This window comes from Bradyrhizobium sp. WSM1253, from assembly GCF_000244935.1.
In the GTDB taxonomy this organism is placed as follows: domain Bacteria; phylum Pseudomonadota; class Alphaproteobacteria; order Rhizobiales; family Xanthobacteraceae; genus Bradyrhizobium; species Bradyrhizobium canariense.
Genome location: NZ_JH600072.1, coordinates 202,023 through 220,907, shown reverse-complemented (window position 1 = coordinate 220,907; position 18,885 = coordinate 202,023). Strand labels below are relative to the sequence as shown.

Below are 18,885 nucleotides of genomic sequence, written 5' to 3'. Positions count from 1 at the left end.
CAAGCGCGCTGAATGCGTCCGTACATCGCTTCAACTTCAAGCGGTCGAGCTCAAACCCCGCAGCGAGCTGCCATCACCTGTGTTTATACCGGAACGATCAAGGTGATCGAACGGTGTCGAAACTTTACGTGCGGCATCACGCTAACTTAAGTGGACGCCTCCGTCGTCAAGAGCGAACGCCTGTCGATGAGACCGCGTCCCTTCGCCTCACGCAATGGATCATGCACGAGCATATTCGTCTTCACTTGCGGAGATCCGGATGGGTCAGCAGCCACAGCGTTGACTCGTTTGATCTTGGGGCGCGCTATTTGAATGGATTCATCGACGAGGAATAAGTTGGTGTTTTCGCGTAATCCGCCGGAACGTTCCAAAGAGTTGCGACATACCAAGCGGTCCAAGCAACGATCAGTAGCGTCAGCACCCACACCCAGACCGGCGTCGGCGAGGGCGATTCCGCTCGGTGCGGCTCGAACGGCTCTTCCGCTCCAAACGCGTTGACCATGAGGCGCACGGTACCGTGGACGACGGCACCATCACCAAGCCCGGTGACCGTGATCCCGGGGCCGTTGCGGACTTGGAATCGAAGGCGCCGGACCCCGACCTGGCCGGTGGCATCTTGGGCTTCGATGCGCAGGCCGTGCTCGCCGTCGGCAAGGCTCTTGGTGTCGAGCGCTATCTCAGTCGGCGGCCGCTGATCGGCGACCGGATCTGGGGTGTCGTCTAGATAGATGCGGATGCGCGGGTCGGGCACGTGTTGCATTCCTCTAACGGTCGGTGTCCAAGACGCGATATTTTGGATGATTGGGATCCCGTTCGCCGGGGTCGAAGAGCATCCACAGCGCCGCCACGATGCAGCTAAGGGTCACGAGCCCAGCCCCGCCCGCCACCAGCACGTTGCCAAGTAGTGGTCCGGTAAGACTATGATCGCCAGCAGCATTAGCGATCGCAGGCGTAGTGCAGAGATAGCCAAGCGCCGAGAGGATCCAAGCGGTAATCGTATCAGTCATCGTCGCCTCCTATTTCTTGGCGCGGAGCTTCGTGATGTCCGCGAGCGTCACCAGCGGCCCGTGGTTGCCCCATGACGTGCGCTCGTGATTGATGATATCAGCGATCTGCTGATCAGATAGTCTGTCAGCGAACGGCGGCATCTCTACTTCGTACTTCTGGCCGTTGATCGCCTTCCCACCAAGGCCGCGCAGCATGGTGGTGATGTGTTCGGCAGGGTCAGTGGCGTTAACGACCTGATCGCCCGCAAGCGGGGGAAACGTGCCGGGCACACCTTTGCCCTCTGCACCGTGACAGGCGGCGCAGTTCTCGGCGAACAGCTTCGATCCTTCCGCGGGATCGAATGTCGGTGCCGGGACCGCTATCGGCGAGACCGGTTTCGTCGGCTGCTTCTGCAGTGGTTCGTTGGCGCGCGCCGCGACGACATCAGCCGCGCTGATCAAGGCACCACGATTGCCCCATGAGGAGCGCTCGTGGTTGATGATATCGGCGATCTCCTGATCCGACAATTGATCCGCGAACGCGGGCATCGGAGCTTCATATTTTTGGCCATTGATCACGTGTCCGCTAAGTCCATGCAGCACAGCGCCAATGTGTGCCGTCGGATTGGCGGCGTTAACCACCGGATCTCCGGCGAGCGGCGGAAACGTTCCGGGCACACCCTTGCCTTCCGCGCCGTGGCAGGATGCGCAGTTGTTGGCGAACAATGCTGCACCTTTGCCGGCATCAAACCCTAGCGGCCCGCTCGAGCGACTCAATGGCACGGTGCCGGGCCGCGTTGGAACGAGCGCGGGCTGCTTCAGCGACAACAGATAGGCCACCAGCGCCTTGCCGTCGTCATTAGGAATCACGGTACCGCCTGGCGCGAACTCAGGCGGCAATGACACCGCTTTCTCTTCGGGAGGTAATTTGTCCACAACGCTGAATAGCCAAGGGTAAGCTGGCATGATCGATTGCGGCACCACTGCGCGCGGCTGATAGAGATGGATGAACTGCCATATGCTGCTCGATTGCCGCGTTCCGATATTGCTCAAGTCGGGACCGTTGCGCTCCGAACCTAGCAATTCCGTCGTCTGGTAAGCATAATCGCCCGGTGCGGACGGACGGCCAAAGGACTTATCTCCAGAGAGGGGGCGTACTTGCTGGGTATGGCAATAGAAGCAGCCTTCGGAGACATAAACATCCCGCCCTCGCGCCTCTAGGGGGGTCAGTGGCTTAAGGCCCGGCGTCGGAGGTACCTTCGATAGCCAGATGCCCGGCAGCACGCCCATAAGAACCGCCAATCCGGTGTAGATCAGCGTTGAACCACCGGAAATCGCCAACAACCTATTCATACCGGCACCGTCTTGGCTGCGGCAAGCTCGGCGCAGGACCTGCCGTAGGTCATTGTCCAGACATTGAAAGCGAAGACGAGATGGCCGGCGAACATCAGCGAGCCACCGACGGAGCGCCACAACCAATATGGCGCGGCATCTTCGACCGACTGGATGAAGGTGAGTCCTCGAAACCAATCGAGCCCCTGAATGGTTCCTGCGGCCGACAGCGCCGCAACGTAGATGACAACACCGACTGCGGAAAGCCAGAAATGGATGCCCATAGCCAGGTTGTAGGGATACTTGCCGGTGGCGCGCGGCAAGAGTGCGTAGACTCCGCCCCAGATCGCGAAGGTAACGAAGCCATACATCGTCAGGTGCGAGTGCCCTACCGTGTAATTGGTCAGATGCCACAGCTGCTGCAGCGAGCGGAACGCCTCAAATGTGCCTTGCGTCGAACCCAGTAGATAGCCGTAGACGGCGACGAGGATGAACACCGCGGGCGAGCGATATATCCATTCGTGAGTGCCCCGGAAGGTGAGAAGGAAGTTCGCAGTGCCGCTCAGCACAGGGATCAGCATGGCCACGCTGAAGACGATGGCCGTAGTCTGCAGCCACCACGGTAATGGACTGAATTCAAAATGATGGGCGCCGACGATCGGATAGAAGATGAGATTGGTCCAGAATGCAAAGATGCCAAGAGAATACGAATAGATCGGACGGTTCAGGAGCTTCGGCAGCGCATAGTAGGACACACCGAGCGATAGGGGCGTGAACCACAGTCCGACGGCGTTATGCATGAAGAAGGCCTGTACCGCGACCTGACCCAGTCCGAACTGGTACCATGGCAGAAGCGACACCACGACCATGACAATCGTCCACAGCGTGCCTCCGATAGTATACCAGTTAGAAATGTAGATATCCTCGGCATCCCGCTGCTCGACAGTGGCGATCATATTCCAGACCGCAGTGATCAAACCAAGCCCGAGGATTACGCGAATCCACCACAGCCACTCGCGATACTCCTGGCCGTAGTTGAAACCGAAATCGAGTGTAACTGTGCCCAGCACAGCGGCGACATTAAGGAGCGCAAGACTGATCCATGCGAGTCGCTCGCTGTAGAGCCGCGCGCCCGAACTGCGCGCTGCCACGAACAGCGCAAGTCCGATCAGCGCCTGGCTCGCCCAGGCATAAAATGTTCCGTTGGTGTGGATCGCCCGCAACCGTCCAAACGACAGCGCCGGCGTCGTCGCAAAATCCGGATAGGCGAACTTGAAGCTGACTAAGACTCCCACGGCCGTGGTCAATACAAGCCAGATTGTCGCCGACGCTACGTAAGCCGCTAACACCCGCGCCAGAGCGGGGTCATCCGGAGCGGCCGTCCGAAGCGGCATGGCCGTAGCGGTGTATGACTTCATCCGACTCTCCGTCCCCTCGACGTCGTTGTCCAGCGTTGCTCGAAAGCGCGCCCGACGATGCTTTGCAGAATGCCCTTGCAACGCCTGCGAAGGAAATCACCTCTCGCCATCGATTCGATAGACGATCGTTATTGCCGCCGCGCCGCGTGACTCCGCAGCGAGGAACGTCACCAGAGATTTCCGTTGGCTGCCTGGGAGCAATCCAGATCACGGGTGGCAGCGCGCCGCCTCCTCGACCATGACGCACTCCTACGGTGGATTCGGCGCGCGCCACGATCAATCTGTTTTTGCACCCTCAGGTCTGGTGTGATGGCACAGCTATTCGCGAAGCTTCGAATACGAGCGTCGCGACCGGCCAGGTCGCATCTGCGCGGCTTGCGCGATGCACGCATCCACAACCCGTCAACGTTCGTTCCACGTATCGGCGCGAGTGGGATGTCTCACTCAACTCTCCTTTGGCTCGTCCTCGTTTTTCAGCGCGGGCGACAATGGGAACTCTCTGCAGGCGGGACTGGTGGCATTTCCCGTTACTAGATCACGCGGCGCGACGGCGCTAACGATGGTCTATCGAATCTATGACGAGAGGTGATTTCCTTCGCCGGCTTTGCAAGGTCATTCTCCAAAGCATCGTCCTAACGAAAGTCAGTGCCGCCATCGAGACGGGATTGAGAAGCCAGGAGGCTCCATATGCAACGCGACGAGATAACTGCCGCCGCAATAAACTGTAAGGAGACCGTCTATTTCGATGTGCCGTGGGAAGATGCCTACGGATACGCACAGGCGATCAAGGTTGGTGACACGATCCATGTCTCCGGTCAGCTCAGCCACGACGAGAACGGGAACCTAATCGCGCCTGCTTCTCTCGATGAATCCGGCAAGCCGGCCGAGTTCTCGATGATGGAACAGCAGATGCGGGCGACTTACGCCAATGCCGCCAAGCTTTTGGCGCGCTTCGGGGCGACGTTGGACAATGTCGTCGAGGAGACGCTGTATGTCCTCGATGTCGGTGCCGCATTCGCCGTTGCGGGCAGGGTGCGCAAGGAGGCCTACGGCACGGCACGACCTCAGTGCGCCAGCAACCTGATAGGTGTGCTGAGACTGGCCTTTCCTGAACAGCTCATTGAGATCACGTTTACCGCTAGGCTGTCGGAACAGAAGCGAAGCCGCCACGATAACTTCCCGATGTCCCGAGTTAACGAAACATGACACAAGGACCTGAAACGGCGATGTCCGACATCCTGATCAAGCCGAAGGATTGCACCTTGGTGCTGGTCGATCAGCAAGCCGGGCTTGCTTTCGGCGTCGGGTCGATCGATCGCCAAACGCTTCTGAACAACGTGATCGCTCTAGCGCGCACTGCCACCGTTTTCGGCATGCCGATCGTGGCTTCCACGTCCGCCACAAAGGTCTACAGCGGTCCTCTGATGCCAGCGATCCACGCTGCGATTCCTGAAGTAGTCGCGATCGAGCGCCGCAACATGAACATGTGGGAGGACCACGCTGCGCGCGCTGCTATCGTGGCGACGGGACGACGGAAGCTGATCTTTTCGGGGCTGTTGACGGAAGCGTGTGTGACTTTTCCGGTGCTCTCCGCTCGCGCGGAGGGGTATGAGGTGCACGTCGTCGGCGACGCTTGCGGCGGGCTCACTCCGGTCAGTCACGATCTGTCGATGCGACGGATGGAAGCGGCGGGCGCAAAGCCGACGTCGTGGATCCAGGTCCTTCTGGAACTCCAGCGCGACTGGACCCGGCACGAGACCTATGACGGAGCGCGAGCAATCGTGGAGGCTCACGGCGGCGGATACGGTATCGGTTTGGCCTATGCACGGGATATGATCAAGCCTACGTAAGAAATGCGCCGATTATCCATCGGCCTGCGCCACGAGCCTGGGCTGCCGCCCACGCCGCGCGAGAGAGCGCGCGTGAATTAATCTTGATCCTCGAAGCCGCAAATCAGCGCAACCAGCACGCGAATCTCGCTGGCCAGATCAACCGCTTGGCTGCCTCGATCTTCAAGTCGGAAAGAAGCTTCTTGTGAGCCACACTGTTGGGGAGACCCTGAGCAGGTCTCGAAAGTTGCAATGCGGATACCAACCCTTCGGCTAATTGGGGAGGGCTGCTGCCGCGAAGCAATCGGCATGTGCACCCGCTTAATTCGCCGCGGTAATGGGCACGGCACGTCGGAAACGTTGTTCGGGTAATCGGGGGGATCTGTTGATATGAGCGCTAGGGTCGACGTCCAGCGAGCCGCTCACACGACCGAGACTGTTTCGGAAATCTAGCGTGAATATTTCGTTCGCTTGGTTGGCTTTGCTGGAATTCCTCAATCGGTTCTCAACATGGTACCCGCTAGTCCTGCCCAAGCGGGCCCACAGCGCTCACGCTGCCCGCGGGCCCCATAGCTTCAGCCGACTTGGTCGATATTGCCGGCTCTGGATTTGTCTTGGTCGCGACCGCGCTGCTTACGAAGCGCCCCCGCACCGGTTTGCGCGTCAGCTCGACCACCGCTGCCTTGTTGCCAGGCTGATCAAGCATACGGGTCGTGACCAGCCCGGTGAGCCGCAACTCCTCCTGCGACAGTTCATGCAGATCTTCCCAGGGCGGCACGTTCAGCGACAGCGACAACAAATCACCCGCGCCGCCCATGTCGAAAGTGTATTTCGCGAGACGACCGATATCGCGTTCCACGATCATCAGATCATCCGCGCTGTAGGTCGCGGCTTTGGCATCATTGGCGCGGTCACCGATCCAGATCTGATGCACCCGAACATGGGCAGTCTCGGGCACGAAACGCGTCTTGCCCGAGAGCAGCAGGAACACGCACATCGATTCGCAATAAGCCACGGGAGCCTTGTCGGAAGGAGCGCTCTGTGCAGTGTTGGTCTGAACGCTGACGCCAACGGTGGTCAGCGCCCCCAGATCGCGCCAGCGCCGCCCGAGCGCGATCGCTTCATTGACCGCACCGCCGCTGGAATCCAGCACGATGGTCGCGCCGTCAAGCTGTCGACCTAGCGCGAATTCGTCGAAAACCCTCGGAGTATCGGCGGTCACGACGCCGACCGCGCTGACCCAACCTCGGCAATTCGGCTGGCAAGCAATCCAGCTAAACTTCATCGGCAATTTGCGCAATTCGAGGGTGACCCCGGCACCCGCCGAACCAGCCGGCGTCGTCGCCGGGCCGAGCAATGCGATGCAAATGGCGGCGACGCCGTGCCGCATCCAGCCTCGAGTTGCCACCCAACTATTACGGGCAGAGGTTACAATACATGTCGCCAGATTAATCGAGAGCGAGACGGCAAACAGGATACCCCATAGGACGAACATGTTAGAACCTTGGCCGAGTTATCGAGCCGGGTTTGCCGCGTCGCAGGGGCGTATGTACACCGGCGGCGGCTGGTGCTGCCCGGGCAGCGGTACGGCTTCAGAATCTACTAGCCAGGCCTGATGGTTGGTGCGCCGTTTAAGGCCGGGGCCACGCATGTAGTGCAGCCCGGGCCGGTAACAGTCGCGCACGTCCATGAACAGATTGCGAACGACCTCGGCGATGTCGGAGGCTGACTTAGCCGTCTTGAGGACAAAACCAAACAACGCGGAGTCATCTATGATTGTCATGGGTGAACTCTTGGCCATCGTCTTGCGGTTCGATAAATCGGTGCGGCTGTACCCCAAGCGTAGTCACAAGGAGATTGCCAACACCATTGCACAGAAGGTTGATCCGTGTGGTACTTCGGCTGAGAAGAGCATACCTAAGTGTAGGAGATGCGCTGGCACGTCCTACCTCGGCCGAGCGAAATCGGTCGATCAGCCGGATGACGCTGTTGAAGTAGGATGATTAATCAGAGGGCCGCGCGCCGCATAGAGTGATGAGTTAGCGATCGCCGCAGCTTGGCGGGCCGTGGACTGATGCTTGATGTACGTGAGCTTGCCACAACCGAGTTAACGCAAGGCCTTCGCAATCGCGTAGCGACGGACCCATTCTGTGCTCCGTTTGCTCGGGCTAGCTGGCCGGGAGATGCGGGTTTGCAATGCAAATACTTCGCTTTCGTCGACGACATTGGCTTCAATCATCGTGGGCTGGCCGTTGTGGCGCCCGCTATCGGCCCGGCATACAACACCGAATGCGACCAGATAGGTTGATCGAGATAATTGATCCCGACGGAATATACCCATTACCTTTGACCAGCGGGACGTCACCAGGTCGAACCCTGTTGAGTAAGCCCCTCGCGCGCATCTTCAAGATGAGCGGCTGATGGGAATGTCGCAGCTGCCCGGCAGCTGCCTTACACACTAGGGGCAGGCGGCTTTCGAACCTCGGTGTCGCAGTGTCAGGCGACCTGCTCGATCACGAGTCCCTTTCCGTGGAACGAGCTCGCGGCGCCGGTGCCGCGCCAGCTCAGCAAGACTCTCGGTGGAGGTAGTAAAATGTCGATCGAGACGAAAATCTTACTCCTTTCCCACCAAGGGTTCGGTGTCGACGATGGCGGGCACCTTGCGTTGGAGGTTGACGGTGCGAATTGACAGCGGTGCTGCTCGCCCCTGCTCGTGTCGACTTCGATAGGAGCCCATACGTTATCGCCACTGCTCCACGACTTTGGCTGATTGGGCGTCGTGTGGAAATGGAAGAACTCATCGCGCTCACCTTTAGGATTGCGGACTGTTGGCACGCAAGCGCAAACACGCGGCGAGTCGCGGGGCAGGTGGTTCAGGCATCCTGCGCGACACTGCTTGCGCACTCCTCACTGGCGCGGGGTGGCGCTATCGATTTCATTCCGTCTGTATGAGGCCTGCAGCATTTAGTCTAGATTAGTGAGCTGCTCGAAGGTCCGCGGCTTTCCAAGCGGGCCTTCCGAATACGCGCCGCGGGCATCAGACGGCAGCGCTTGGGACGAGCGGTGTCGACGCGTCGCGCCGATCGTACCGCACCGTCGGACTCCGCATTGCGACGATCTCCTCACCTACCGTCGGGTGCACGCCCATAACTGACGCGAAGTCTTTCATGGTAACTCCGCTACGGATCGCTATGGCGAGCACCTGGATCATCTCGCTGGCCTCTTCGGCGACGATATGGACCCCGAGGATCCGGTCTGTTGCGCAATCCACAACGACCTTCAGAAGCGCGGTCTCGCAATCGCCCGTCACGGCGGCCTTCAGTGGCCGAAAGCGAACCTTGTAGACGTCGACGGCTGGGTACTGCGCCCTCGCCTCCAGCTCCGTCAGGCCAACGGAGCCGATCTCCGGGCTGGAGAAGACCGCGGTCGGCACATTGGAATAGTCGACCTGCCACGCTTTCTTGCCGAACAGGCTGTCGGCGAATGCGTGGCCCTCGCGAATCGCGACGGGCGTCAGGTTGAACTGGTTCGACACGTCACCCACAGCGTAGATGCTCGGAATATTCGTGCGGGAGCTCGCGTCGACAATGATAGCGCCGTCTGCCCCAGTCTTGACCCCGGCGCGGTCGAGCCCGAGCGCGGTCGTGTTCGGCGTGCGGCCGATGGCGAGCAGCACCTGGTCGGCCATCAACCTTCCGCCCTGTTCAGTCGTAACGTCGATCCTTCCTGCATGGTCGCCGTCGCGGACGTCCCCGTCCCGCCGTTCGAGGCGGCGGATGCTGTCGCTAAACATCAGCTTAATGCCACGGTTCGTGTAGGACCCAGCGACCGCCTGGCGCACGTCCTCGTCAAAGCCGCGCAAGACATTGCTTCCGCGGCAGACGACAGTGACGTCGCTTCCCAGCGCGGCAAACAGGCCAGCGAACTCCATTGCGATGTATCCGGCGCCGCCGATCACAAGTTTTCTCGGGAATGTCTTCAAGTCGAAAACGGCATCCGAGGTGATGCCGAGCTCGATGCCATCGAAGCGAGGCAATTCGGGCCGTGCGCCTGTCGCTATCAGGATCGTGCGTGCCCGTACGCGACGGCCGTTTTTGAGGAGGCGCACCGTATTTGCGTCCTCGAGCACGGCGCGAGACCTCACCACCTCGACGCCTGCACTTTCCTGACCGGTGTCGTAGAGCCCTTCCAGGCGTGTGATCTCGCGGTCCTTAGCGGCGATCAATGACGGCCAGTCGAAATGTGGGACCGACAAGCGCCAGCCGAATCCTGCGCCCTCCTCGAACGTGCCGCTGAAACGGCTCGCGTAGACGAACAGTTTTTTTGGTACGCAGCCACGGATGACACACGTTCCTCCCAGCCGGTACTCCTCCGCGAGCATTACTCTCGCGCCATGTCCCGACGCGACGCGCGCAGCGCGGATCCCTCCTGACCCACCACCAATCACGAACAAATCAACATCGGACTCCGCTTCCCGAGAAGGCTCTGAAACCTCGGCGGCTTGTCTCGACACGCCTGGGGCTCCTGAAATGCTTCTGTATCGCTCAACTCAGGAATCTTTTCTGTGCGGGACCGGAATGCTCTCATGTCCGCGCAGGCGGATTGCTGACGCTTGTTTCAAGAAGCTGCTACTTCAACGTTGCAAGATAGGCAACCAGGTCTGCCCGGTCCCTCGATTCCTTCAGCCCCGCGTAGGGCATCCTGTTTCCGGGAACCACCTTCTGTGGCGATTCCAGATATGCATCGAGGATCTTTGCCTCCCAAACGATGCCGGAATTCTTGATAGCGTCACTGTAGCTGAAGCCGGGAACCGTACCTGCCGTTCTGCCTATGATTCCTTCCAGGCCGGGCCCGATGCGATTATCATGATCCGTGGCATGGCACGCAGCGCAGGCTTTGAAGATCGCTTTGCCGTGCTCGGCGTCCTGTGCGTAGCCGGAATTCGCTGTTGCTCCCGCAAGTACGAGCACCGCAATAAACGCGCCGATCTTTCCTGCGCTTTCCATTGGCAACATCCTTCCTTGGATCGGGTTCAGAAGTAGCACGGCAGCCCAATGTAGTTGTCGCCTGCCTCGGTGATAGGCGGCGATTCTTGCTACAGCGGACGAAATTGGAAATTCCATTTGGATATGCATTCGATAGGCGAGAGATATCGTCGCCCAAGAGCGCTATGCGCGCCGGCGTCCGGCGAGTGTGGTACTGCACTCGGGATGTCGGGCGGTGTATGAGGACATGAAAGAGCACTTCGCGATGACTCAATGTCGGGTCGCAACGCCAGGACAACACCATGCGTCGCGCCCCGATCCGTGCCCCGGCCGGATAGCTCTTGCGGCGTCCTGTCGAGCGGGTGACGCGGCTCCTAGTTCGTGACTGCGAGCGCGCCGTCGTCCCGGGGCATTTCAAGCCGACTCGTTGTACGTCTCGTCCGAGCACCCTAAGCTTTCGTATCATCGCAACGCCCTGTTTGGACTTCCCAGCTCAACCTGTGCTCAATTGATCCGTTAGTGGCGATCCTCTTAGTGTTGGAGCATCCGACTTGCACACAGGCTAAGGGGAAGACAATGCCTTACCGCTTCGAACGTCTTGGGTCTGACAAGGGCAGGCAACGCGCAGTCTGTGAGGGCGACTTTGGTCTCGTCCGGCATTATTCATGGCGAACGCCGCTTTGCTCTAAGAAGTGCATCGATCGCTTCAAGGCACACCAGAGTGACCACAATAGGTTCCTGATCGCTTTCGACCAAACGCCCGAAGACCGCACGAGCGCGTCATGAGGAATCAGATTTCACGACGAGGCAAGGAATGCTTGAAGGCAGCGCAGACTTTGCTGCGCACTGCCGAAACCATCACTGACCAAGCGGTTGCGATTCAGCTTAAGGCTCTTGCCGACTACTACGAGCGGCGAGCCGAGAAGGCTTCGCTCGACGATGCAGCTAAGGCATTAGCTCGATCCGCAGACCGCTGAATACGACGGGCATACATGAGCTGACGGGCAGCCTCCCCAGCGGCGATTTCGCCCACGGGATCGCAGTTCAGCCGCAAGCCGAGCGTGGGGCCACGCGAACAGCACATCGCGAAACAACACATTGGAGGGATGCCGCGTTTTTCCAGCGCGAGGTAGCTGCGGCAAACGATCATCTTCGTCACGGGTTGCGGCGACATACCGACGTCTGCACACAATGAACCCGGGGGAGAACGCCCGGGTTTGCGGCGGACCCCACGTTAGACGGATGGTAACGCCGCTCGCGCGTTATCGTGCCCCTGCTTTCCCCGCCCACGATCGCACGGATCGACGCCGACGGCAGAGCAGGCGCGTATGCTCCCGAGCGCACCAACTTGACCGAACTAACACCCGCTTCGTTGCAACAGCGGTCCCGTCGCCGGGCTTTTATACCCTCGTTACGACCAGCACGAGGCTTCAAAGCCGGGGTCAACGAACGACCGCTGCATGCGTCGTCCCGGCGGAGTGCTACGCGACTCCTAGCCTCAGGGTTGCCCTGCCCTTTTGGAGGGCCGGTCTTGCACGCCGCGAGCCTCGATCCTTAGGCGCTGCCGAGTGCGTATCAAGCGTTATTTGATGGGAGTGGTGAGCGCTTTGTCATTGGTGTCGAGGACGAAAACAGCGAGCAGCTTCGCCGGCTCGGTCGTGCTCGCGTTGCGGCTGATCGAATGGGTCACACCGGGCGGTTCGGACCAGCTCTCACCTGCCCGATAGATACGCATCTCTCCATCGTTCATCTTCGACACAATCGCGCCCGAAACCACATAGGCGTAGATGAAGGCTGAGCTCGCGTGGGTGTGGGGCGCGGAGGCTGCGTTGGGTGCGTAGTCGACTTCGAAGGCGATCAGCGACTTGCCAGGTATGTTAGGAATTGCAGCCTCGAAATTCTTCGTGACGGTTTGCGCTTCGGCATCACGGACGTACATGGGGCCGGCCATCAAGATGGCGAGGGCGGCGCAGTTAGCGGCGATGATGGTTCGGATCTTCATGGGCTTTCTCGCTTTAGGTGTCGGTCGCTTTCGTTTACGCCATCATCTAGGTCCCGAGGGGTTTCACACCGTACTCAGGACAGTAGCTATTCCTGATTTCGTCCTGACTTCGAAGAGGGTGGCAAAGACATCGGCTGGAGACAGCAACGGGGTGATAGAAGCTGTTTCGATTTTGACAACGTGATCGTCAGGACATTCTTGGCCATTCGTCACGCGAACTGAGTTGGCGATCATCAAAGACTTGTCATGGTCAGGCCGCAGTATCAACACACGGCCCTTGAATCGATAACCGCGCCTCTGGAAAGATGTCGACCACGTTTATTTCGATGGCGGGATTGCGTTTCAATTTCAGTATGGTCCGGGAATGCGATATCGGAGAAGTAGAGAACGCCGTCTGTGACGGTCAGAGACGCCTTCGGCGAAAGATTGGGCGTTCCACCCTCGTTGGCTGTCGCGACGAACGACAGTATCGCCTGCTTGGTGATCGTCTCCACGTCGGCGATGATTTCAATCAAAGATATCCTCGCTTCATCTTTCGCCGACCCTTGCTAGCGCGCCGTCACGTGCAGTCCGCGCTGTACCGCTGGCGGCGCGTGGAGCGCAGACGGGCCAAAGGGGAAGGCGCCAACAATCCATTTGTGAGAGGGGAACCCTTCGCCTTTTCTGTTTCCTCACGGACGAACTCGGATGATGGTTTTGCCGCTGGTCCGCTTGGTCGAATTCAAAACGGCGACGGCGTCCTCGATGGTCGCGATGTTGCCGATGTTTGTACGCAGTCGTCCGTCCCGCACCCGCCGGACGATCTCACCCAGTTGGCGGCGATCAGACACGAGGACAAAATCGATCGCCAGGCCGTCGGCGGGCCGCGCCTCGGTCGGCCCGGCGATGGTTACCAGCGTTCCTCCGGCTTGAATCAGGTCCACGGAGCGCTTCCCGATGTCGCCGCCGATGACATCGAAAACCAGATTGACTCTGCCGACGTCTTCGAGGACGTCGTTCTGGAGGTCGACGAACTCCTGCGCGCCGAAGTCAAGCGCCTTCTGGCGGTCGGCAGCGCGTCCGGTGCCGATGACGTAGGCGCCGGCCTCACGTGCGAGCTGCGCCACCATCGAACCGACTGCGCCGGCCGCGCCGTGCACGAGGACGCTCTGCCCCGCCCCAAGGCGGCCGTGCACGAATAGCCCCTGCCACGCGGTGAGGCCCGGCATCGCTACGGCCGCACCCACCGTGAAATCGACGTCGCCCGGAAGCGGCGCGAGGTTGCGTGCCTCCACGGCCACATACTCCGCCAAGGTCCCTCCGCGATACGAGTCCGACAGACCGAACACCCGTTGTCCCACCGACAGCCCGGTCGTGCCATAGCCGAGAGCGGTGACGACACCCGCCAGCTCCTGGCCGGGAATTGTCGGCGTCCGGTCACGGTCGAGGCGATCGGTCCAGGTCGAAGGCCATGTCAGCTCACCGGAGGTGAATCCCGACGCATGAACCTGAACGATGACCTCGTTTATCGCCGCGTGCGGCTCGGGCTGCTGCATCAGTTTCATCCCGGCCGTTCCCGCAGCCTGGTCAGTCACAACGATCGCCTGCATGATAATTTCTCTCCGATCATTTGTCTCTTTACTGGATGTGCTCCGGCGAGAACCTGAGCTCGCGCTCGGCGGTACGGTTCGCCGCTACACCGGGGCGCGGCGGAATTGCTGGTCGATTGTGCCCCATCCCACTACGCAGCCTTCTTCACCGATCGTGACGGCAAGGCCAGCGACCATTCTCATGAGAGCGTTCGCTGTTTGATGAACCGGTCGCGTTCGAGCTGTCGCAGGTGCTGCTTCCCGTCATATCGGTATGCGGATTGCGTGCGCCGACGACAGTGAACAGAGTTGCGACGGCGGCAAGTCCGCCGTATCCGAGCGTTATCTGCGGTAGCGAGAACGTGTTCGAAAGTTGGCCGGAGACAAGGCTAGGGAAGGCGGCACCGCCGTAGCAGATAAGGTAGATCGCGCTGAAGATCGGCGCCCGTTCGGCTGGCGTGCTGCCATGCAGCAAGCCGCGGGCGGCGGCGCTAATGGCGATTCCCTGGCCGGATCCGGCGACGATGGTTGCGATGATGAACAAAACCAGTGTGCTGGCGGTGACCGCCGTGCAGAGGCCGATCATTCCGGCCAGAAAAATGATCATACCGACGCGTTGGGCTTGCGCGGATGTGAACCGGCCCCCCATGGGAGCGCCGAGAACGCTCAGGATCATATAGCCGGCGAACACCAGTCCGAGTATGAGGGGGCTGCGGGTATGGAGTTGATCTTCGACTAGCGCGGGCACAAATGCTTGGTAGAAGCCCGCAGTTGCCCATGTGGCCAGGAACACCGCCGCCGCAACAGGGAGCAGGTGCCTGACCCGGGCGGGTACGCTGACCCGCGGTAGCAGTGATCGCCAAGCGCCTGGCGTCGGAGTTGCTGTTTCGGGGCTGATGGCAATGAGTGCGGCAGACAATAATAGGAAGCCGATGCAAACTAGGTATATGAGGTCGCGTGGCCAGGGACCGAACTGGACCAAGGCACCGGAGGCGATGACGCCGACGGTAAGGCCGAGCATCGGTCCCTGGCTGGAGGCGACGGACGCCAACCATTCCGGTCTACTGGGTGCGGCGTCGACGATGTAGGATGTCAGGCTGCTGCTGGCCGACCCGGTACCGAGACCCACGAGGAGGCGACCGACCAGCAGGGTAGCGATGTCGTGCACATTCAGCAAAAGCGCACAGCCCAGTAATACCAGGCTGAGGCTAATGATCGCAGTGAGCCGGCGGCCCAGATGATTGGACAGTCGTCCCAGCCCCAAGAGTGCGGCGATGGTGCCGATGGCGTAGGCGACGACAGCGATCGAGATGCCGACATTCGTGAAGCCGTCCTCCGCCCGGTAGATGTTGTAAAGGGGAATCGGAGCGGCCGCCGCGGCAAACGAGACCACTAGCGAGACTACTGCGGATACGAATGCGAGCCGGAGCGTTCCGCCCCGGTGAGCCTGGTTGATCACTGGTGCCAGATGTTGCAGCGAGCCGTGCATCCGTTGTCTCCCGGAGATTCGGGCGCGCAGGTCCAAACTCTCCAATCAGGTATTTTCACCAACCGGCTTTAATCGTCGACGCCAGGCCGAAGAGCGGCTGCATGGGTGAGAGCTGCCGTGCCGCGCATATATCCGGCGGCCTTTCGAACTAGCGTCCCTCGAATATGGTCGATCAGGTAGCGCAATCGTCGATCTCCGGCGCGGCGCATGATAAATCTCCGAGCCCCCGAGGTGCACGTGCTTGCCGTCGTGACCTGTGCCACACAACTGAACGGTCCAGCACGATCCGGGCAATATCGCCAGCAACGAACACATGTCGCGCCTTGGCCTTCACCATTGGACAGACCGTGAGATCGCGCCCGAGTCGGGCGGCGATTTCGGTGTGATCAGTGATGGTTCCCTCTTACTCGCGATGAATACGCCTCTGCGTCGTACGGGGGCATTATCGCGCTGATCTCACCGGAGTGAAATCGCTTGAGCAGCGGCGCGACAATGCCTTCGGGTTCAGTAGGGAGCGGATAGGAGCCGGACATCACGGATTCCTGCTTCGTGTTGACTGAAATGGTTGCCCTGGCGTTATTCGATTAATCCGCGGCGGTGAGTTGTTATTGGTCGCAGCGCGGGACGACAGTTTCCAATATCCGATACGAATAGTTTTCATACCCGCGGGGAATTGTGCTGCGACAGTCCTCTCTTCCATTCATAACCGAGGTACGTTGCGCAGCCGGCGACCGCGTCACGGCGCGCGGCGAGCGGCAATAACGATCGTCTAGCGATTCGACGGTGAATGGTGATCTCCTTCGGAGCCTGTACTTGGCTTCCAACGCTGGAGGAAACCAGCACGAGGCGCGGTCCCTGATTACCCAGGGACCTACCGCCGCCGTGGATCGCTCCAGGCCCGGCCCGGAGGCCGACTCCCCTTCCGCCAGTATATTGTTCTCCTCTGTTCGCAGTCGTTCGAACTCCACAGCAAAATCAGTTACTTGCATCGAAGACCTGTACTTCGCAGTTCGTCGATGTTCTCCATAGTCGGGAGGCTGACCGTAGCTTTGGACCGTCGGTTCGGAGGACGGTTTTTCCTGGAGGAACAATGGCTGGACGGCTTAAACCACTCGACGTAGAGCGCCAAAACAAGCCCGGCAAATATGCCGATGGCGAAGGCCTGTACTTGATCGTCACCGGACCAACATCGAAGAGCTGGTCATATCGGTATTGGAAAGATGGCAAGGAGCGCTGGCACGGTCTTGGCTCCTTTAAGAACGTGTCGCTCAAGGATGCGCGGCTCGCCCGTGATGCGGCGCGGTTGCGCGTGAAAGGCGATCGCAGCATTGCCGGCGTCGACATTGTAAGAGAGAGGCAAAAGGCACGCGAAGAGGCGAAAGCTGTCGACGCCAAGGTGGTGTTATCGACGTTCGAGGAATGCGCGGAAGCCTACATCCGGGCGAACTGGTCGACCTGGAGCGAGAAGCATCGCGATCAGTGGCCGTCTTCCCTCAAGCGCTACGCCAATCCTACCATCGGCAGGCTCACGGTCCCGGAGATCAAGCCGAGCCAGATCCACGATCTGCTGAAGCCGATTTGGGTGGAGAAGCGCGAGACCGCGAACCGTGTCCGCGGTCGGATCGAAACGATCATCGCAAAGAACGTCGATATCGACGATGCAGACTTCCGCAACCCGCGTGAGAAGCTGCCAAAGCGACCCAAGAGGGTCGTCCGTCATCATCCAGCCCTGCCGTACATCGAGGCACCGGCGTTCATGAAGCAACTTGCCGGTGCGTCTGGGACGGCAGCCGAAAACGCCATGCTCGCGGTACTTGATCGCCTTCACTACGGACACGTAACGGTGCACGGTTTCCGGTCGACCTTCGCAACCTGGGCTGAGGAATGCACGGACTATCCGGACGGCGTACGCGAGGCCGCGCTGGCGCACAAGTACGAGAGCGAAACCACCGCAGCTTATCACCGAGGCCAGAAGTTGGAAAAGCGCCGGGCGTTGATGAAGGATTGGGCCGTATTCCTGGGCGGCGCCCATGTGAGCCGATTGTACGGCCAGAGAACAGGGTAGGGCGTCCGTGGCAACCCACAGGACATTAAGGCTTGAAAGCCTTGGTTGCGCACAGTCTCGATTACGTCCGGTCTGCCCCAGATTGTGTTGCAAAACTCGTTTCTGACTTGGGGGCGAGCTTGGCTTTGGAGTTTCGGCGGTTTTTTTGGTACGGCGTGTCGGCGGTTTCCATTTTGCTGGTGGATTTCAGCACGGGACTGCCAGTTGTGGCGGGAGACGGCAGATTAGCTTGGCCAGCCGCCTCAGGTTCTGCGCGGTGGCTGTGAGCAGCACTTCCTCCCTGACGCCATTCAGGCCCCGCAACCGAAGCCGGTCGAGCCTGAGAATGCGTTTCATATGAGCAAACCGCATCTCGACCTTTTTGCGCTCGCGGTGCGATTGCTCGAAGGCTTCCGTATTCGCCAGCGCACGGACATGATCGCGCCACATCTTCGTTGACGTCACGGGTAATTTTGCGCACGACCGCTGTCGTGCATTTGGGCTTCAAGGCGCAGCTAGAGCAATCGCTCTTGCTGGCCCTGTAGTAAACGATGTGACCTTGATCGATATTGCCGGTGCTGGTCAGTTCCGCGCCACCCGGGCAAACATAGACATTGCGCTTTTTGTCGAAGACGAAGTCCGCTCGGCTAAAGGTGCCATCGGGGCGTGCCGACTTGTCCCACACCGGAACGTGCGGCGTGATCTTGCGATCCACTAGCCATTTGAGCAATCTGACCGCGCCGTAAGCCGTGTCGCCTGCCAATCTCTTGGGGCGCAGATCGAAGCGACGCTCAACACGGTCCACCATGATCTGGGTGACAGCAATCTCAACTGCACGGTTCGCGCGCGTGCCTACCGCATCGAGGATGATCCCGGCCTTGTTGTCGATCAGATAGTTCGCATCATAAGCAAAGAATGGATCCACGCCCGGCCTCGTAACCCATGTTGCTTGCGGATCGGTGAGCGAGACTTCCTTGGGAGGCTTGCGGCGACGGCTGCCTTCACTTGAACCGCCGCCGTCTTCATCGCCGTCCTTATCGCTATTGGCGGCATCAAGCGCTGCGATGTACTCGCGCACCGCATGGGATGCTTCCTCCGCCTTTGGCCAGGTAATAGGCTGGTCGCCGGGAAGTCGCCTAGTCTTGTTCACATCGGCCTTGATCAGGCTCGCATCGACTGAGAACGCTTCGCCTCCGACCAGCCCCGCCGAAATACACAGCGCCACTACACGT

17 protein-coding genes are annotated in these 18,885 nt (G+C 60.0%); 4 read left to right on the top strand and 13 right to left on the bottom strand.

What is annotated here, in order from left to right; all coding sequences use genetic code 11:
• Window positions 1-304: 304 nt before the first annotated feature.
• From BRA1253DRAFT_RS40900 to BRA1253DRAFT_RS01010, 4 genes are read right to left on the bottom strand one after another with little or no spacing between them, the layout of a single operon-like run.
• Complete coding sequence (locus BRA1253DRAFT_RS40900) at window positions 305-760, bottom strand: cytochrome C (protein ID WP_371261295.1); 456 nt, start codon at window positions 758-760, stop codon at window positions 305-307.
• A 4-nt stretch (window positions 761-764) separates the two neighbouring features.
• Complete coding sequence (locus BRA1253DRAFT_RS43260; RefSeq protein WP_009859338.1) at window positions 765-1,007, bottom strand: hypothetical protein; 243 nt, start codon at window positions 1,005-1,007, stop codon at window positions 765-767.
• A gap of 9 nt (window positions 1,008-1,016) precedes the next feature.
• Window positions 1,017-2,327 (bottom strand): c-type cytochrome, encoded by a 1,311-nt coding sequence (locus tag BRA1253DRAFT_RS01015; RefSeq protein ID WP_245285836.1) that lies wholly within the window; start codon window positions 2,325-2,327, stop codon window positions 1,017-1,019.
• Between the two features lie 8 nt (window positions 2,328-2,335).
• Window positions 2,336-3,736 (bottom strand): cbb3-type cytochrome c oxidase subunit I, encoded by a 1,401-nt coding sequence (locus BRA1253DRAFT_RS01010; RefSeq protein WP_009859336.1) that lies wholly within the window; start codon window positions 3,734-3,736, stop codon window positions 2,336-2,338.
• 687 nt (window positions 3,737-4,423) lie between these two features.
• On the opposite strand from BRA1253DRAFT_RS01010, the gene BRA1253DRAFT_RS01005 reads away from it, so the two are divergent.
• Together BRA1253DRAFT_RS01005 and BRA1253DRAFT_RS01000 are read left to right on the top strand one after the other, a co-directional pair.
• Window positions 4,424-4,942, top strand: a complete 519-nt coding sequence (locus BRA1253DRAFT_RS01005; protein WP_009859335.1) for a Rid family hydrolase — start codon at window positions 4,424-4,426, stop codon at window positions 4,940-4,942.
• A 20-nt stretch (window positions 4,943-4,962) separates the two neighbouring features.
• Entirely contained in the window at window positions 4,963-5,586 is a 624-nt protein-coding gene (locus tag BRA1253DRAFT_RS01000) for a hydrolase (RefSeq protein WP_009859334.1), read from the top strand.
• Between the two features lie 499 nt (window positions 5,587-6,085).
• Here BRA1253DRAFT_RS01000 and BRA1253DRAFT_RS00995 read toward each other — a convergent pair whose 3' ends face one another.
• The 4 genes from BRA1253DRAFT_RS00995 to BRA1253DRAFT_RS00970 form a co-directional block, all read right to left on the bottom strand.
• Window positions 6,086-6,955 carry a hypothetical protein gene (locus tag BRA1253DRAFT_RS00995; protein ID WP_051058377.1) on the bottom strand — a complete coding sequence of 290 codons (870 nt, stop codon included), beginning with the start codon at window positions 6,953-6,955 and terminating at the stop codon, window positions 6,086-6,088.
• 123 nt (window positions 6,956-7,078) lie between these two features.
• Complete coding sequence (locus BRA1253DRAFT_RS00990) at window positions 7,079-7,348, bottom strand: hypothetical protein (RefSeq protein WP_009859332.1); 270 nt, start codon at window positions 7,346-7,348, stop codon at window positions 7,079-7,081.
• A 1,254-nt stretch (window positions 7,349-8,602) separates the two neighbouring features.
• On the bottom strand, window positions 8,603-10,078 hold the full coding sequence (gene gorA / locus BRA1253DRAFT_RS00975; protein ID WP_009859331.1) for a glutathione-disulfide reductase: 1,476 nt from the start codon (window positions 10,076-10,078) through the stop codon (window positions 8,603-8,605).
• A gap of 115 nt (window positions 10,079-10,193) precedes the next feature.
• On the bottom strand, window positions 10,194-10,571 hold the full coding sequence (locus tag BRA1253DRAFT_RS00970) for a cytochrome c family protein (RefSeq protein WP_009859330.1): 378 nt from the start codon (window positions 10,569-10,571) through the stop codon (window positions 10,194-10,196).
• Window positions 10,572-11,332: 761 nt separating this feature from the next.
• Here BRA1253DRAFT_RS00970 and BRA1253DRAFT_RS00965 point away from each other — a divergent pair.
• A complete protein-coding gene (locus BRA1253DRAFT_RS00965; protein ID WP_035992154.1) occupies window positions 11,333-11,527 on the top strand; it encodes a hypothetical protein in 195 nt (64 codons plus the stop codon).
• A 605-nt stretch (window positions 11,528-12,132) separates the two neighbouring features.
• Here the strand turns inward: BRA1253DRAFT_RS00965 and BRA1253DRAFT_RS00960 are convergent.
• The 4 genes from BRA1253DRAFT_RS00960 to BRA1253DRAFT_RS00950 all read right to left on the bottom strand — a co-directional run bounded on the left by BRA1253DRAFT_RS00960 (window position 12,133) and on the right by BRA1253DRAFT_RS00950 (window position 15,609).
• A complete protein-coding gene (locus tag BRA1253DRAFT_RS00960; protein WP_009859329.1) occupies window positions 12,133-12,552 on the bottom strand; it encodes a cupin domain-containing protein in 420 nt (139 codons plus the stop codon).
• Window positions 12,553-12,815: 263 nt separating this feature from the next.
• Complete coding sequence (locus tag BRA1253DRAFT_RS44970) at window positions 12,816-13,067, bottom strand: hypothetical protein (RefSeq protein ID WP_245285835.1); 252 nt, start codon at window positions 13,065-13,067, stop codon at window positions 12,816-12,818.
• A gap of 156 nt (window positions 13,068-13,223) precedes the next feature.
• A complete protein-coding gene (locus tag BRA1253DRAFT_RS00955) occupies window positions 13,224-14,141 on the bottom strand; it encodes an NADP-dependent oxidoreductase (protein WP_009859328.1) in 918 nt (305 codons plus the stop codon).
• Between the two features lie 145 nt (window positions 14,142-14,286).
• Window positions 14,287-15,609 (bottom strand): MFS transporter, encoded by a 1,323-nt coding sequence (locus BRA1253DRAFT_RS00950; protein WP_009859327.1) that lies wholly within the window; start codon window positions 15,607-15,609, stop codon window positions 14,287-14,289.
• Window positions 15,610-16,699: 1,090 nt separating this feature from the next.
• On the opposite strand from BRA1253DRAFT_RS00950, the gene BRA1253DRAFT_RS00945 reads away from it, so the two are divergent.
• Window positions 16,700-17,674 (top strand): integrase arm-type DNA-binding domain-containing protein, encoded by a 975-nt coding sequence (locus tag BRA1253DRAFT_RS00945; RefSeq protein ID WP_009859325.1) that lies wholly within the window; start codon window positions 16,700-16,702, stop codon window positions 17,672-17,674.
• Window positions 17,675-17,860: 186 nt separating this feature from the next.
• Here BRA1253DRAFT_RS00945 and BRA1253DRAFT_RS44965 read toward each other — a convergent pair whose 3' ends face one another.
• Window positions 17,861-18,103 carry a transposase gene (locus BRA1253DRAFT_RS44965; RefSeq protein WP_245285834.1) on the bottom strand — a complete coding sequence of 81 codons (243 nt, stop codon included), beginning with the start codon at window positions 18,101-18,103 and terminating at the stop codon, window positions 17,861-17,863.
• Window positions 18,104-18,885: the final 782 nt, after the last annotated feature.

What these genes read in the sequence shown, in the direction of transcription:
- BRA1253DRAFT_RS40900 (WP_371261295.1), bottom strand. Translation starts at nt 760, where the DNA reads ATGCAACACGTGCCCGACCCGCGCATCCGCATCTATCTAGACGACACC.
- BRA1253DRAFT_RS43260 (WP_009859338.1), bottom strand. Translation starts at nt 1,007, where the DNA reads ATGACTGATACGATTACCGCTTGGATCCTCTCGGCGCTTGGCTATCTC.
- BRA1253DRAFT_RS01010 (WP_009859336.1), bottom strand. Translation starts at nt 3,736, where the DNA reads ATGAAGTCATACACCGCTACGGCCATGCCGCTTCGGACGGCCGCTCCG.
- BRA1253DRAFT_RS01005 (WP_009859335.1), top strand. Translation starts at nt 4,424, where the DNA reads ATGCAACGCGACGAGATAACTGCCGCCGCAATAAACTGTAAGGAGACC.
- BRA1253DRAFT_RS01000 (WP_009859334.1), top strand. Translation starts at nt 4,963, where the DNA reads ATGTCCGACATCCTGATCAAGCCGAAGGATTGCACCTTGGTGCTGGTC.
- BRA1253DRAFT_RS00995 (WP_051058377.1), bottom strand. Translation starts at nt 6,955, where the DNA reads ATGCGGCACGGCGTCGCCGCCATTTGCATCGCATTGCTCGGCCCGGCG.
- BRA1253DRAFT_RS00990 (WP_009859332.1), bottom strand. Translation starts at nt 7,348, where the DNA reads ATGACAATCATAGATGACTCCGCGTTGTTTGGTTTTGTCCTCAAGACG.
- BRA1253DRAFT_RS00970 (WP_009859330.1), bottom strand. Translation starts at nt 10,571, where the DNA reads ATGGAAAGCGCAGGAAAGATCGGCGCGTTTATTGCGGTGCTCGTACTT.
- BRA1253DRAFT_RS00965 (WP_035992154.1), top strand. Translation starts at nt 11,333, where the DNA reads ATGAGGAATCAGATTTCACGACGAGGCAAGGAATGCTTGAAGGCAGCG.
- BRA1253DRAFT_RS00960 (WP_009859329.1), bottom strand. Translation starts at nt 12,552, where the DNA reads ATGAAGATCCGAACCATCATCGCCGCTAACTGCGCCGCCCTCGCCATC.
- BRA1253DRAFT_RS00955 (WP_009859328.1), bottom strand. Translation starts at nt 14,141, where the DNA reads ATGCAGGCGATCGTTGTGACTGACCAGGCTGCGGGAACGGCCGGGATG.
- BRA1253DRAFT_RS00950 (WP_009859327.1), bottom strand. Translation starts at nt 15,609, where the DNA reads ATGCACGGCTCGCTGCAACATCTGGCACCAGTGATCAACCAGGCTCAC.
- BRA1253DRAFT_RS00945 (WP_009859325.1), top strand. Translation starts at nt 16,700, where the DNA reads ATGGCTGGACGGCTTAAACCACTCGACGTAGAGCGCCAAAACAAGCCC.
- BRA1253DRAFT_RS44965 (WP_245285834.1), bottom strand. Translation starts at nt 18,103, where the DNA reads ATGTGGCGCGATCATGTCCGTGCGCTGGCGAATACGGAAGCCTTCGAG.